Annotated in this window: 10 protein-coding genes; 3 read left to right on the top strand and 7 right to left on the bottom strand. The window is 47.4% G+C overall.

All coding sequences use genetic code 11. From position 1 onward, the window contains the following. Positions 1 to 8 precede the first annotated feature (8 nt). The 5 genes from ASG81_RS16595 to ASG81_RS16575 all read right to left on the bottom strand — a co-directional run bounded on the left by ASG81_RS16595 (position 9) and on the right by ASG81_RS16575 (position 8,648). Positions 9 to 983 (bottom strand): ABC transporter permease, encoded by a 975-nt coding sequence (locus ASG81_RS16595; protein ID WP_056636437.1) that lies wholly within the window; start codon positions 981 to 983, stop codon positions 9 to 11. 97 nt (positions 984 to 1,080) lie between these two features. Further along, positions 1,081 to 2,781: a hypothetical protein gene (locus tag ASG81_RS16590; protein WP_056636434.1), complete on the bottom strand. Its 1,701-nt coding sequence runs from the start codon at positions 2,779 to 2,781 to the stop codon at positions 1,081 to 1,083. A gap of 124 nt (positions 2,782 to 2,905) precedes the next feature. Beyond that, the gene (locus ASG81_RS16585; RefSeq protein WP_056636498.1) at positions 2,906 to 4,648 is read right to left on the bottom strand and encodes a sensor histidine kinase; all 1,743 of its coding nucleotides are present in this window, start codon (positions 4,646 to 4,648) and stop codon (positions 2,906 to 2,908) included. A 94-nt stretch (positions 4,649 to 4,742) separates the two neighbouring features. After that, positions 4,743 to 6,323, bottom strand: a complete 1,581-nt coding sequence (locus tag ASG81_RS16580; RefSeq protein ID WP_056636432.1) for a response regulator — start codon at positions 6,321 to 6,323, stop codon at positions 4,743 to 4,745. A 351-nt stretch (positions 6,324 to 6,674) separates the two neighbouring features. Further along, positions 6,675 to 8,648, bottom strand: a complete 1,974-nt coding sequence (locus ASG81_RS16575; protein WP_056636430.1) for a glycoside hydrolase family 127 protein — start codon at positions 8,646 to 8,648, stop codon at positions 6,675 to 6,677. 137 nt (positions 8,649 to 8,785) lie between these two features. On the opposite strand from ASG81_RS16575, the gene ASG81_RS16570 reads away from it, so the two are divergent. Next, on the top strand, positions 8,786 to 9,658 hold the full coding sequence (locus ASG81_RS16570; protein WP_056636428.1) for a helix-turn-helix domain-containing protein: 873 nt from the start codon (positions 8,786 to 8,788) through the stop codon (positions 9,656 to 9,658). A gap of 97 nt (positions 9,659 to 9,755) precedes the next feature. After that, positions 9,756 to 10,535, top strand: a complete 780-nt coding sequence (locus ASG81_RS16565) for a copper amine oxidase N-terminal domain-containing protein (protein WP_056636426.1) — start codon at positions 9,756 to 9,758, stop codon at positions 10,533 to 10,535. A 162-nt stretch (positions 10,536 to 10,697) separates the two neighbouring features. On the opposite strand, the gene ASG81_RS16560 is transcribed toward ASG81_RS16565, so the two are convergent. Both ASG81_RS16560 and ASG81_RS16555 read right to left on the bottom strand, forming a co-directional pair. After that, positions 10,698 to 10,937 (bottom strand): hypothetical protein, encoded by a 240-nt coding sequence (locus tag ASG81_RS16560; RefSeq protein ID WP_056636424.1) that lies wholly within the window; start codon positions 10,935 to 10,937, stop codon positions 10,698 to 10,700. Between the two features lie 170 nt (positions 10,938 to 11,107). Beyond that, positions 11,108 to 12,997, bottom strand: a complete 1,890-nt coding sequence (locus ASG81_RS16555) for a beta-L-arabinofuranosidase domain-containing protein (protein ID WP_235548906.1) — start codon at positions 12,995 to 12,997, stop codon at positions 11,108 to 11,110. A gap of 107 nt (positions 12,998 to 13,104) precedes the next feature. Here ASG81_RS16555 and ASG81_RS16550 point away from each other — a divergent pair, with 107 nt between their 5' ends. Beyond that, complete coding sequence (locus ASG81_RS16550) at positions 13,105 to 14,019, top strand: helix-turn-helix domain-containing protein (protein ID WP_235548905.1); 915 nt, start codon at positions 13,105 to 13,107, stop codon at positions 14,017 to 14,019. Positions 14,020 to 14,289: the final 270 nt, after the last annotated feature.

Genomic DNA, 14,289 nt, shown 5'->3' with positions numbered 1-14,289 from the left:
CCCTCCTTCTAAAACAGTCTGGACTCGCCCATACGCTTCGCAAGATTGTTCGCTGCGAACAACAGGATAAAGCTAATAATCGTTTTAAACATGCCCGCCGCAATCGAGAGCGAGTAGTTGCCTTGCGCAATCCCGTATTTCAGAACAAATATGTCAAGGTTTTCGGAAAAGTCGACGTTCATGCCGTTACCCAGCAAATACTGCGGCTCGAAACCCGATTCCAGCAAATACCCGATATTCATAATAAGCAATACGATAATAACCGGCTTGATACCCGGCAGCGTAACGTACCACATCCGTTTAATGCGCCCTGCTCCGTCCATCTCCGCCGCTTCATATTGTGCAGGGTCAATCATCGTCATTGCCGCCAAATAAACGATCGTATTCCAGCCTACGTCCTTCCATACGGAGCCTGCTCCGAAAATTCCCCAGAAATATTCCGGAATGCCAAGAAATAATATTTCCTCGCCCTTCTCTACGAAACCAAGCCAAAGCAGCAATTGATTAATAATGCCGTCCGGCGATAACGTTGTCTGAATGATGCTGGCCGCAACGACCCACGAAATGAAATGCGGCAAATAGCTTACCGTTTGAACAATCCGCTTAAAAGCGACCTTTCGCACCTCGTTCAAAAGCAATGCCAATGTAATAGCCGTAACGAAGCCGAGAATCAAATTGATTCCGCTCATCGCAAGCGTATTTCTTAAGACGCGTATAAACCGTTCATCCTGAAACAAAAATTGAAAATGGTCAAACCCGACCCACTTCTGATCACTAAAATGCTTAGCTGGCTTGTAGTCTTGGAAGGCGATCGTCCACCCCCACAGAGGCATGTATTTAAATATAAACAGCCACGCTAGAAACGGCACGGACATAAGAACAAGCACGCGCTGCTCGATCAGTTTTATGGCAAAATACTTCAGTCCTGCCGGCTTCTTTGGCAACGGCACATTTGACGTTGACATTGTTGGTTTACTGTCCATCCTTTATCTCTCCTTCCGGACTGAACCCGGCTGTGCAGGAAGAAAGACCGGCTTACACTTGCATAAGTCCGGCCTTTCACCGCTGCTTAAGCCGTTATTATTTGGCTGCTTCGATCAGCTTCTTCACTTCGTCCGTTGTCCATTTCTCGTAGGCAGCCGTATCGAGCTTGCCGAAAGCACCCGTATACTCTGTCCACACCTTTTCAAAATCAGCAGGTTTCGCAAGAACAAGTTTCGGGAAGTATTTCTTCGTAAGCTCGTCTTTTTGTGTTTCCCATATTTGCTGCGCCGAGCCTTGCTCCTTCGGAATGCCCCATGCAGGGTACCAAGGGCGGTTATCTGGCGCTGCGAACATTTCGGAATACGTTTTTACGCCATATTTGCCAAGAATTTCTTTATCCGCATCGGTCAGGCTCATTTGGAATACTTCAGGCTGCAAGCCAGGCGCTGCTGAATTGCCGTCCGGAAGCGTGGAGCCGTTACCGTACAGCGGCCAGTTCCATGAATAATATTTGAAGCCGAACTTTTCATTAAACGCTTCATCGATCTTCGCGATTTGTTCAGCTGTGCGATACATCCGGCCTTTGTCGTCTACTTCGTAGGTTTCACCCTTAATGCCCCACTTTTGAAGAATTTGGTTCTCGTCTGTGAGGAGATTATCCAAGTATTGAATAATGCGGACCGGGTCCTTTGCGCTGACGGTAATGCCCATCCCGCGGTTCTTTACGAAGCCTGGAGGATCCAGATATTGATCCTTCTGTCCGTCAAACGTAACCGGCAGCGGGAAATAAACGAAGTCATCCTGCGCTGGGTCCTGCTTGGCGGCATCTTTAAGCGCACTTTGCGCATTGCCGAATTGCCAGCCGTAATCGAAGAAGCCGACTACCTTATGGGACGTGAGTTTCGCCAAATATTGATCATAATTGTCTACGAAGGATGCTTTATCGAACAAGCCTTCCGCATTCATTTCATTCAGCTTTTGCAGCCAACGCTTCGTGTTGTCGTCCGCTGCATACGTTTTGGCTTCAAAAGAAGTCATGTCGACGATGACATTGCCGTCGTTCGGATAGCCTGCCAAATGATTTGGCGGGTTGGAGGTCGCGAAAAATCTCCAGTCATGCGTTAAAGTGACGATACCGGTTAAATCCTCATCCTTATGCTTTTCTACGAAGTTTTTGATTAAGTCCATATAAGCATCAAGCGTGGTAATTTTCGGATAGCCCGCTTCCTTCAACACGCGGCGTTGAATCCAGAAAGCGCCTTGGTTGATGTTTGGGTCCGGTTTATATTCGCCTACCGTGTTCGAGAACGGCAGGAAGTAAATTTTGCCGTCCGCGGCTTTCATTTGGTTGAAATAAGGACCGTACACGCGTTTGATATTCGGTCCATATTGTTCAATGAGCTCGTCGAGCGCTATGAACGCGCCTGCATCAAGGATCTTGTCGATTGCAGCATCCGGGATCATCACGTCCGGATAGGCGTTTGATGCGATCATCGTTCCGATCTTCGTATTCAGATCGCCAACCAAGTGCTCGATTTTAAAGTTAACGCCCGTTTGATCCTCGAGCATTTTTCCGATCGTCGTTTCGTTTGAATTCGTATCCTTTGCTGCCGCAACGCCGTTAAAATAACTAAACGTCACTTTATCAGCCGGCTTATCCGCTTCACCCTCCGCGGTTGCGTTTGGACTGCCGGTGCCGTTAGACGGCGTTGCTTCTCCGCCATTGTTGCTATTCGAGCATGCAGTTGTGAAGATCATAAAGGCAGCCATACAAACAAATAATATTTTCTTTGTCACTTTTTTCTAGCCCCTTTCAAGTTCAATCGTAATTTGTAAGCACTTTCATTATAAGAAAAATGACATACATTGTTTACCCGATAAACTATAGTTCATGCTTAAAAAAGCATATACGTTAGCTGCTTTAACGATTGGCTTCATGATCAACCGGAACGACTACCCGAATAAAGGTGCCTTGTCCGGGCATGCTCTTGATTAATAGCTGAAAACGGTCGCCATAGATGAGCTTCAAGCGGTAAATAACGTTTTGAACGCCAATTCTCTCGCCCAGCTCTTCGTCGCTCTCCAAATATCCATAAAATTGCTTCACTTTCTCATCATCCATTCCGATCCCGTTATCGCTGATCGAGAAGATGATCTTATCCGCTTCACGTTCGACCTGCACCTCTATTTTGCCGCCGTGCCTGAGCGGCTCAATACCGTGGATGCTCGCATTTTCTACAAAAGGCAGAAACATCATCTTCGGCACCATACAGTCCCTAGCGGATGGATCAATATGAATGCGGTAATTCATGCGGTCCTCGAACCGGTACTTCTGAATTTCCAGGAAGCAAACGATAAATTCGACCTCCTCGCTGACCATGACGCGGTCCTTGCCCCAAGTAAGCGAGGTTCTGAATATTTTCGCCATATTGTGAATGATCTTTGCCGTCTCCGTCTCATCCTTAATTAAGCTGCGCATTCGAATCGTTTCCAGCGCATTGAATAGGAAATGCGGGTTGATCTGGCTTTGCAGCGCATTCAGCTGTGCTTTCCTTCGTTCGAGCTCCAGCGATTTTGTCTGGATATCCGCGATATACACATCATCGATCAAACTTTTCACCTGGATCGTCATCCGATTGAATTCGCTCGTTAATTGTCCGATTTCATCCAAAGATTCACCTTGCTTGATCGTATCAAAGTGCTGGTTTTTCACTTTTTTCATATGTCTCAATATTCGAACTAAACGTTCATGCAGGGATCGTGTAATCCATAATATAATCAGCGTCGGAATGACGATATTGAGGCAAGCCAAAACGATGACGAATTCCCGGGATTGCCGTACGTCCTTGAGGACCTCCTCCTCCGAAACCGTCCCTATAATGCGCCAGTTTTCCAAATAACTCACATAGGCATTTTCGGCATGAAATGAGATCGCATCGGGTGGAAACTCTAGCGAATCATAAGCAACCGTTTCTCTTCTCCAATCCACCGCCGGGTCCGTCGAATATTCAATTTGTCCTTTATCATTGACTAAATAAATGTTGCCTTGCAGGTTTTGATTTTGGAAAACCTGATCGATCGTGCTCGTTTTCAAATCGATTTTCAAAAACTTTTGCCAATTATTTTTGGATTCAAAGTAATTCATCTCGCGAATGATGCTGAACGTATCCCGAATGACATTTTCTTCGCTTTTCAGATATAAATCCTCTTGTTGTGTCCGGATGAAAATAGGGTGAGCGTTGTTTCTTTTTTTCAGCAGCCTGAACCAATCCGTCTGTTTCACCTCATCCGATAAATAACCAACGCCGCCTGAATGCAGCATCGTTGGATTCTCAACATAGATTTTGATGCTTTGAATCGAGGTATATACGGGCGTGTAGCTGTTTAAAATTCTTCGGAAATAGGTATCATAAGCTTCAATATAATCAGCAGGCTCTTTGTAATCGGTTTTTAAAATTTGATTTAAATTATAATCCGTATAAAATACTGACGAGATCGTAACGGCATCCTCGACTTCCGAACGAAATTCATTATTGATCTGTTCTACTGCTCGCGAGATATCCTTCATTCGTTGATTTTTCACATTTCCGGTCGTCACATGATAGAAAATAACGTTCGTTAAGACGATCGGGAGAAACACCGATAAAATATAAAGAATGAGCATCTTATTCCGCAGGCGGACATTGTTGAGACTGAGGCGCAGCTTCACGCGGATATCCCCCTTTTCCTCTACAACAGGATGATTTTGGCATGCAGGCTTACATGAGCTTATTGCGGTATTCGGTTGGCGTCATATGCTCGATCTTCTCGAATTGCGTGACAAAATAATCTGAATTGCTGAAACCGACCTTCTCCGCGATCTCATATATGCGCATGCTGCACGATTGCCGCAGCAGCTTTTTGGCTTCGTTCACCCTAAGCTGAAGCAGAAACTCATTAAAATAGACGCCGTATGTCTTCTTAAATAATTGTCCTAAATAGACGGGATTAACGTAAAATAGCGCAGCGATGCTCTTCAGGCTAATATTTTGCGAAAAGTTGATCTCGATATAGCTCTTGATTTTTTGTATACCGCCCTTCTGCTGTTCTTTTCTTAGCTCCGCAATGCTCTGCTGGCTCTCTACGATAAAAGCAGTAAACAGCTTCTTCAATTCACCGAGCGATAAATTAATATCCTGCCAGCCGAGCATCTGCTGGAACGACAGCAAGGATTGCTCGTCCCCCTCCATGCTGCGGATGGTCTTTAGAATTGCCATCAAGCATTGTTGAATATTCATCTTCACAGCTTCTGGGGCATACCGTTTCTCGCGAAAATCATGAAACCATTTGTCGACAGTCGCTTTCACCGCTTCCAGCTGCAGCTCTTCCATTTGCACTATAAATTGATTGAGCTCAGCTGAATCTAATCCGATGTAATTTAACTTCTCGGACTGGATCTGTTCAGAGATAACGATACGATCGTCCTCATTTATATATTTATACAATATCGCTTCCTTAGCGGACTTGTAGGATTCTCGAATATCTGACAGACAGGAAACAGGAGTCCCCGCATAAAGAAAAACGCCTTTTCCCAAATGAACATCCAGCGCTGCCCTAAGCTTGATCAAAAATCGCTCGAGCTCCCCGTTGAATGGCGCCAGCAGGAAGCTGGGCAGCAGAATGCCAATACGATTACGATGCTCATGCAGACAGATAGGTTGTTCGGCTGCGGTTATCCGAATAAGCTCCTGCTGCACAAGCTCCTTGAAACGGGCATCGGAAATGTGATCCTCAGGAGACTGCCAGCTATGGTTATCATTCAGCTCAGCGAACAAATAGTATAAGCGATCGGCTTTCCTTAGATTCAAACGTTTCTCCCATTCTGCAATGGAAGCTTCGCTTGCTTCTCCGAGAATGAGGGATTTAATCATTTCGCCGCCCATCAACCGCTCATTTCTTGCTTGTTCCTCTTGTTCTAGCCTAAGCTTATCGTTCAATTTATTTAGGGTGTGGCTAAATTCAATCTCATCGATAGGCTTTACGACGAAATCATGAACGCCATAACGCATCGCTTGCTGAGCATAGTTGAAATCGTTATAGCCGCTTATAATAATAAAATAGGGCTTAGCGATATTTTCCGACGTGACGCATCGAATCAGCTCAAGACCGTCAATGACGGGCATACGAATGTCCGTTATGACCAGATCGGGCTGAACACGCTTGATCAGCTCAAGCGCATCCTCGCCATTATCAGCTTCCCCTACAATACGGAAACCGCACGCTTCCCAATCGATTAGCTTCATCAGGCCTTTGCGGGTAAATGATTCATCATCAATCAGAATTGCACGATGTAAATACATCATCTTTGCCTCCTATTCAAATCTGCCTCAGCATCCAATAGCCGTGATACCGCTCATCCATTACATTCTGTATTGTGATCATCGTTTGTGTCCACCCTTATAGGTTTAATTATTAAACACAATTTCTGCCATAAACGTTATAGTGGCCATTTTAGTATGAAAATAAGCCGGCTAAATCTCAATTAATTAAATTGTAATTTCAATAAAAAATCCGCACAATGTAAAAAGTATAGTGTCAAGCCTATAAACGATATAATTTTCAATACAAATAGGCGATCGCCTCCCGGTATAATCCGGAAGGCGATCGCCTCGTATCTTCTTAGTTCAGAGCATGCAGGAATTACATGCTCCTTATAACCGTTCCTTCACCCAAACAGCCATTTCGCCTTTGCCGCGGTTCGCCCATGCGTAATAAGGAATAAAGGTAAGACTCGTCGGCTCAAGTGCGGCTTCAGCATTCGAGCGGTACAGCTGCGTGCCCCACTGCTCGTATTGAAGCTTCAGTCCTTGCGCCTTAATAACTTCAATTCCCCCTACCAGCTGTTCATCAAATGATGCCTCGAGTTTGGCGTCCTGCGGCAGCAGCAGCTGCTGCAGCTGCGGGCCGTTATCGGCTTCCTCTACGCAATAAACGAGCGGTCCGCGCTGCAGCGCAACTTTACCGGCGTTTTGCTTAACGAGCGGATGGCTTCTTACGCGCATAATCGGCATTTCGAGCGTAAGCTCGACGTTGTCGCCTGATATCCAAAGCCGTTCGATACGTGCATAGCCGTCTACGATTTTATCTGTGATGCTGTAAGCCTCACCGTTAATGAGTACGGTTGCATTCGTGGACCAATCCGGAATGCGCAGCGCCAATGAAAACGCAGCCGGCTGATCAAGCGTGATCTCGAAGCGCGCAGCTCCATCCCAAGGCATGCCGGATTGCTGATTTAGCTTAATTTTTGTATCTCCTAATGAGAGCTCCATGTCGCCGCCGATATATAGATGCGAATAAATGGTATTCCCTTTCGTTGAGTACAAATACTCGCCAAGGGAGGCTAGCAACCGGGCAATATTCGGCGGACAGCATGCGCAGCCGAACCATTCTTGGCGAACCGGCTTCACATGGTTATAGTTTTTATTTTTTCCCTCGCATACGTCCGGCGATACCTCCAGCGGGTTCACATAAAAGAAATGTCTGCCGTCGCGTGACATTCCTGCGATGACCGTATTGAACAAAGCGCGCTCCATGACGTCCGCGTAGCGGCTATTAGGCTCAAGCTGCAGCATCCTATGCGCGAAGAAAATCAGACCGATCGATGCGCATGTCTCCGAATAAACGGTATCGTTAGGCAAATCATAGTCAAAGGAAAACGCCTCGCCATGAGCCATCGAACCGATGCCGCCCGTAATGTACATCTGCTTCGCGGCAATATTATCCCACAGCCTGCGGCATGCCTCCAGCAAAGACTCGTCGCCGGTCTCACGCGCAACGTCCGCCATGCCTGCCAGCATGTATACGACACGTACCGCGTGACCGACAGCCGCTTCCTGCTCGCGGACAGGCAGATGGGTTTGAAAATATTCGGGGTCGATATGGATTTTGTTATTATTCCAATGCGTCGTTCTGCCCCTGCGGTCAGCCTCCGCCTCGAAGAAGCTCGGCTGCTGTCCGCGCTTATCGATGAAGTAGCTGCTGAGCTCCAAATATTTGCGGTTGCCGGTCGTTTCATAGAGCTTCACCAGCGCAAGCTCGACCTCCTGATGACCGTCATAGCCGGCAATTTGTCCGGGTCCGTCGCCGAATACGACCGCGATATCGTCCGCGATGCGGCATACGATATCAAGCAGCTTCCGCTTGCCGGTCGCTTTAAAGTAAGCAACGCCGGCTTCAATCATATGTCCGGCAGAGTAAAGCTCATGGCACTCGGTTAAATTCGTCCACTTTTTGCCGGGCTCCTTGATCGTATAGAACGTATTCAAATAACCGTCCGGCTGCTGAGCCTTGCCGATAATGTCGATCATCTCATCGGCAACCTGCTCAAGGGCCGCATCACGCTTCGTTTCAAGCAAATAGGATACCGCCTCCAGCCATTTGGCTACGTCGGTATCTTGAAATACATAACCGTAAAAGTCGCCTTTTTCTAAACCGGCCGCAATTTTAAAGTTGCTGACCGCCCCGCTTCGCTCTGCTCCTTCAACTCGGTCGTTTATGGCATCCCATTGATAAGGAACAACAACATCCCTGACCAGGTTAATATAATAATTCCAGAATTGATCCGTAATATTCACTTGCTTAAGTGATACCGGCTTCGCGTTACCCTTGCTAACTGCTTGTCCCATTCGCACCCGCACCTCTCCAACATCTATTAAATTTCATACTGCTGATTTCTATTTTATGCGTTAGAATAAAACATAAATACGAACGTAAATAACCTATTTCTTATAAAATTTCACACTGGCCTGGAGAGTGGAAAAGAATGACAGAAGCATCAGAGCATGTCTATTTCACAGCGCCGCCGCTTCCCTATTACTTAGAAAGCGGCGTTACCGTTCAAAAGCGGGGCGATCAGCATCCGAACCGGAAGCAGCTTGGCTTATTTGACCTGATCATTGTAGAATCCGGCTGTTTATTCATTGGCGAAGAGGATCGCACATGGCAATTGACGGAAGGGCAGTCTCTTCTGCTGCTTCCCGACCGTTATCATTATTCGGTGAAGCCGTCGGAGGACAAGACTGTCTTCTATTGGGTTCATTTTCTGGCGGTAGGGGAATGGCAGCAGTCTGGTCTTGATCATGCCAGCATCAACCACGACGCGCATTATAATCGTTTTCTAACGTCGCCCTATTCGCTTCATCTCCAAAAAGCATGGACGCTCCCATATCCCGAGCAAGCGTACCGCTTAATGCGGACGCTGAACAAAGCGGGCGGGGAGCGTCAATCGAGCGCCTTCTGGACGCAGCAGCAAACTTTCGAGGAGCTGCTGCGCATGATGGATTTACGTCAAAACGACAGCTATACGAGCCCATCCGTCACACTTGCGGAGAAGGCCGAGGCCTTTATTAAAAACAATTACCGCACTGAAATGACGAGCAAAACGATGGCCGAAGCGCTCAATTTTCATTACAACTACATTACAAGGTGCATGAAGCAGGTATACGGCATGACACCGGTCGACTATTTGTCCAAATACCGGCTTGAACAGGCCAAGCTCCTGCTGCTCAAGACAGAGTGGCCCGTTGCTGAAATCGCCGGATACGTCGGTTTCGAGAACGTCCCTTATTTCTCCAATTGCTTCACTCGTCAAATCGGTATGCCGCCGACGAAGTTTCGTAAGCAATATACGACATGAGTGGTCAATAAATTTATTTATATACCCACAAAAAACCATTATCGCGGCCGAATACTTGTATGTGTTGCACACAATACATACTCATGGAGGTAATAAAATGAAAAAATCCGTAATTTGGGCTGGTGTCATTTCACTCAGTCTTATGGCGTCCACTGCATTTGCCGCTCCTCAAAATCAAGGAACAAACGACACAACTATTCAAGCGGAAATAGAAGACGGTACTGTGAGCGGCTCCGTTTCTGGTGACGAGAAGAACGATGGCTCGAAAGGTCTTCAAAACGCCTATGAGAACGTTAAAGATAAACCAGCAGGCGCTCGGATTGCCGAGCTGCTTAAAACAAAATATAACATTGACGTGAATGCTGACGCTAGTTTAGCTACACTGGTCACTGCATTGGAGAAGGATGGAGAACTAGAAGCTGCAGCGGATGTGCAAGCCGAGGTTGTCTCGCAGGATCCTGCCAATATCGAAGAATATAAGATTCTTAGCAAGCTAAAAGTGAAGCTTGGCGACAAAAAAGTTAAAGTTTATGTAAATGGCAAAACGCTTGGCTTTGAAGTATCCCCGGTTGTGGAGAGCGGCCGCACGCTTATCCCGTTCCGCGCGATCTCCGAGTCGCTAAACGCCGTAGTCACCTATGATAATGTTTCGAAAACGGTGACCGTTACACGTGACGGTGTTGAAGTCAAACTGACGCTTGGCAGCAAAACCGCGACGATAAACGGGAAGTCGGTTACGCTTGACGTTGCCGGTAAGGTCAAAAGCAACAGAGTTCTAGTCCCATTACGTTTTCTTAGCGAAGCACTAAACACCAATGTAACATGGGATACAGAAACTTCCAGCGCCATTATCATCGACAAAAATACGGAAGCTTAATTGTAAGCACGTTAACTAAGAACAGCCCTCCATACTCTTATGAGTATGGAGGGCTGTTTCAGTAAAACTCAAAATATAACTTAATAAAACACAAAATAGAACCGGCTCTATTAAGAACGGTTCTTTCTTTTTTCAAAAAAGAGAATTGTTTAAATTCGGGCATTATCTTACTAATTCAAATGGAACGCCAACATATTCCGCCAACTTTCTAGTTGCTTCCTCTGTGTGAATGGCGTAGTAAGTACCTGTCGTGGTTTGGAATACAGCCAGCCCATCTTCTTTACCATTTTGACTGCTAATGATTAGGACATCTTCAGGCGATATTTCAATAAGCTCATCATTTTTATTTTGAACAAAAATGAAATCGTTCATTTCGCCATCAACGAATTTTTTAAAGAACATGGGATAATCAACTCTTCCCGATCCAGTTTTAGTTTTATTATTCCCTATGAGTTGAGTTTTGATACATCTATTTCAATAAAAATCCAAAACGGCGAAAGATGCTAAAGTTCTGTTAAAACGGCTCATTGAGGTTACAAATGAGCCGTTTTTCTCTGCAATGCTTATTTCTTTTATTGCAAAGCGTTCTTTATCGGAAAATACACCGTATAGGCTTCGTCCTTTATCTCATAAAGCGGAATAAAGCGGATGCCGCGGTCTTGGCCTGCAGTCCGGTAATAGCCGGGATTCCACCAGCCATGATGCCTCTCTCGATCCGGCACGAGCAGCGACTCCGGCAGTTCCGGATCGCCGTACAAACGGCGTTCTTCGTCTGCCAAGCCCGCAAGCACGATAGGCCCGTCCATAAAGGCAGCCGTATCAGGCTCGCCGGGAAGCTGCTCGGTCGTTAGCTTCTTCGGAAGCTCAACTGTAATGATATCTCCGTCACACCATACGCGCTTTAGCTCATAATAGGAGGAGCTGTGGAATGGACCGGCCTCGGCCGCCCCATTTACCGAAATTTCCGCAGCCCCGTTCAGCCACCAAGGGAGCCTTAGCTTCAAGTTGAATTCCGATTCCCTGCTGCAGGCAACCGTCAACCGGTAAATGAAACGATCCGGCCGATGAACCGGTATCGGCTTACTATCTACCTTCGTAATCGCCGTCATTCCTGTAACCGACCAACCGTTAAGCGGATATATGCCATTTTGCCCGTCCTGCTCGATTCGAAGTCCAATCTCACGGCCCTCCCGCTCAAACCGCACGCTCGAAGGGATCCACTGCGAGACGGTTACGCCATGTTCATCTTCCATAAAAATTTGCGTCTCATAGGATGCGTTTGCTTGAACAAGCGTACCGTGACAGCACCAGAAATGCTGCGTTTCCGAGCCCCATGTTTTGCGGCTGCCCGCGCCAAGCCCTAAGAAATACGAGATCATGCCCGTTTCTCCGTGTTGATGAGCGAGAACGCCATTGACGAATCTGCGCTCCCAATAATCCGCATAGGCCGCGTTTCCCGTCCATCGAAGCAAATACTGAGACAGGCGCATCATATTATAATTGCAGCAATGCTCCTGGCCGACGCCAAGCCGGGCAGCCATCTCTTCCGCCGGCATCCATAGCTCGGCATTATCTCCTGCACCGGTACACAAGAAGCCGCGATCCGTTACCGCGCACTTCCAGAACGCTTCAGTCACCATGCGGAACCTTTCATCGCCAGTCACTTCATAGGCTCTGGCGGCGCCCAAAATTTCCGGAATTTGCGTATTCGCATGCTTGTTGGTGAGCACATCTTGTCCAGCCAGCAGCGCATCAAAAAAACGTCTGCGATCATACCGGTACAGGAGTTTAAAATGCTTCTCATCCTCTGTCGCCCCGTATAAATCGGCCCATACTTCCAGCATGCCGCCGGTTTCCATATCGAGCAGCTCATCCATTTGCTCCTGAGGGAAGCTGCTGGTCCAGCGGTCAAACCATGACGCCATCCCTCTCATAATGACGAGCGCCTGCTCATTTCCCGCAACGGCATACATTTCGTATAAGCCCATTAGCAGCTTATGAACGGTATAATGAGGCGCCCATACCCACTTGCCGCTAACGAGCCGATGCATAAACGTTTCAGGAAACGCTGCCAGCCATTCTCCGCCGCTCGCTTCCTGGCATTTTGCCAGCTCCGAAACAATATGATCCGCCTTTGCTTTGACCAGCATATCCTTCGTTTGCGCAAAAATACGAGCCGCAGCCGAGAGCCAATGTCCCATCATATGACCGCGCAGCTCGCAGGTCGGCGATTCCCAGCCCCAATGCCAATGCTCCGGTCCGTCCATGCTCGTCGTGGACGCCGTCGTCGTTCCGCCGTTGCCGCTATAGCTCCATAGCCCCGCTTCCAAATAAAAGCTGCGGAGCAGATTTTGATTCGTAAGGCTCATCACATATTGTTTGTTTAGCTCAAATCGCGCTTTCAACGGCCCTTCCGCTAATTGGATATGACCAGCCGGGTATTCGGACAACACCTTAAACATCTTAAACGCCCTCCCTATTTTTGTTCCTTATACTCATTTTAAACGCAATAAAAATAGGGATAAATGCACGAAACCTATAATTGCATATACTTTTTTTAGGTAATACAATGAACGAAATGAATAATAAAGCAGGGGAGGTTCTCCGCATCGATACGAACATCAGTCTCACTGCCGACCGGCTGCCGCTCGTAAGGGATATGGGCTGGAATCAGATCGCAAATGTCTATACGCATCCCGATCGTTTATTGGATTATGATGTGTTTCTGTTCGTGACGAAGGGAAGCATGCAGGTCATTGAGGAAGGAACGGAATATATCGTCCGCGAACAGGAGCATTTGTTTTTGAAAAAGGGGCTTCACCACTGGGGGCTGCCGAAGACCGAGCCTGGAACCTCCTGGTACTGGATTCATTTCATTACCGCCCTTGACGAACGGGTTTCCTATAGCGAGCATCTCCCGATGCCCGAGCTCGGATATTTCTACCCCCATCATTATGAGTACCGCTTTACGCTGGCCAAATACGGAACCTCACCCTTGCATCAAGGATTGGCGCAGCGGCTGCTAACGCTGCTGGGCGATTACCGCCAGCTTAAGATGCATGGCATGACCAGGTCCAGCATTCTCGTCTTTCAATTGTTTTTGGATTTGCATGAGGCTTCCTTAACGCAGGAAAGCCCGGAATCAAATGGCGGTAAAGCGCATACGATTGCGGGCAGAGTGATGAGCTATTTGGCCCAGCATTCGAACGGCGAGTTCGATTCGGCAAAGCTAAGCGGGGAGCTTAGCCTCAATTACAGCTACTTATCGGCCTCGTTCAAGAAGCAGACCGGACAAAGCATCATCGAAGCCCATACGAAACTGCGAATGAACAAAGCGATCGACATCATGAGAAACACTTCCTTGAACATATCGGAAATCAGCGAGCGGCTCGGCTATAAAAATCCGTATTATTTTAGCAGAGTGTTTAAAAAAGTGCTTGGCGAAGCGCCTACCTCATATCTTCGCCATTATTATAAGCCTTAACAGGACGATACCGCTCCTCTTGCGCGAGAAACGGAGATGAAGGAAAAGTGTTGCATTACTTGCTGGACGGTAGACAAATGCCAGCGAACGGATACTTAACAGTGAGAGTTGTACGGGTTGGGTTGGATTGGGTTGGGTTGGGTTGGGTTGGGTTGGGTTGGGTTGGGTTGGGTTGGGTTGGGTTGGGTTGGGTTGTTGGGTTGGGTTGGGTTGGGTTGGGTTGGGTTGGGTTGGGTTGGGTTGGGTTGGGTTGGGTTGGGTTGGGTTGGG

It is taken from the genome of Paenibacillus sp. Soil522, from assembly GCF_001428245.1.
GTDB lineage: Bacteria > Bacillota > Bacilli > Paenibacillales > Paenibacillaceae > Pristimantibacillus.
Note: the sequence above shows the minus strand (reverse complement) of the source record. Positions and strands in the feature narration are given on the sequence as shown.

Coding starts and splice junctions, on each gene's coding strand:
- ASG81_RS16595 (WP_056636437.1), bottom strand. CDS start 983: ATGGACAGTAAACCAACAATGTCAACGTCAAATGTGCCGTTGCCAAAG.
- ASG81_RS16585 (WP_056636498.1), bottom strand. CDS start 4,648: ATGCTCATTCTTTATATTTTATCGGTGTTTCTCCCGATCGTCTTAACG.
- ASG81_RS16580 (WP_056636432.1), bottom strand. CDS start 6,323: ATGTATTTACATCGTGCAATTCTGATTGATGATGAATCATTTACCCGC.
- ASG81_RS16575 (WP_056636430.1), bottom strand. CDS start 8,648: ATGGGACAAGCAGTTAGCAAGGGTAACGCGAAGCCGGTATCACTTAAG.
- ASG81_RS16570 (WP_056636428.1), top strand. CDS start 8,786: ATGACAGAAGCATCAGAGCATGTCTATTTCACAGCGCCGCCGCTTCCC.
- ASG81_RS16565 (WP_056636426.1), top strand. CDS start 9,756: ATGAAAAAATCCGTAATTTGGGCTGGTGTCATTTCACTCAGTCTTATG.
- ASG81_RS16560 (WP_056636424.1), bottom strand. CDS start 10,937: ATGTTCTTTAAAAAATTCGTTGATGGCGAAATGAACGATTTCATTTTT.
- ASG81_RS16555 (WP_235548906.1), bottom strand. CDS start 12,997: ATGTTTAAGGTGTTGTCCGAATACCCGGCTGGTCATATCCAATTAGCG.
- ASG81_RS16550 (WP_235548905.1), top strand. CDS start 13,105: ATGAACGAAATGAATAATAAAGCAGGGGAGGTTCTCCGCATCGATACG.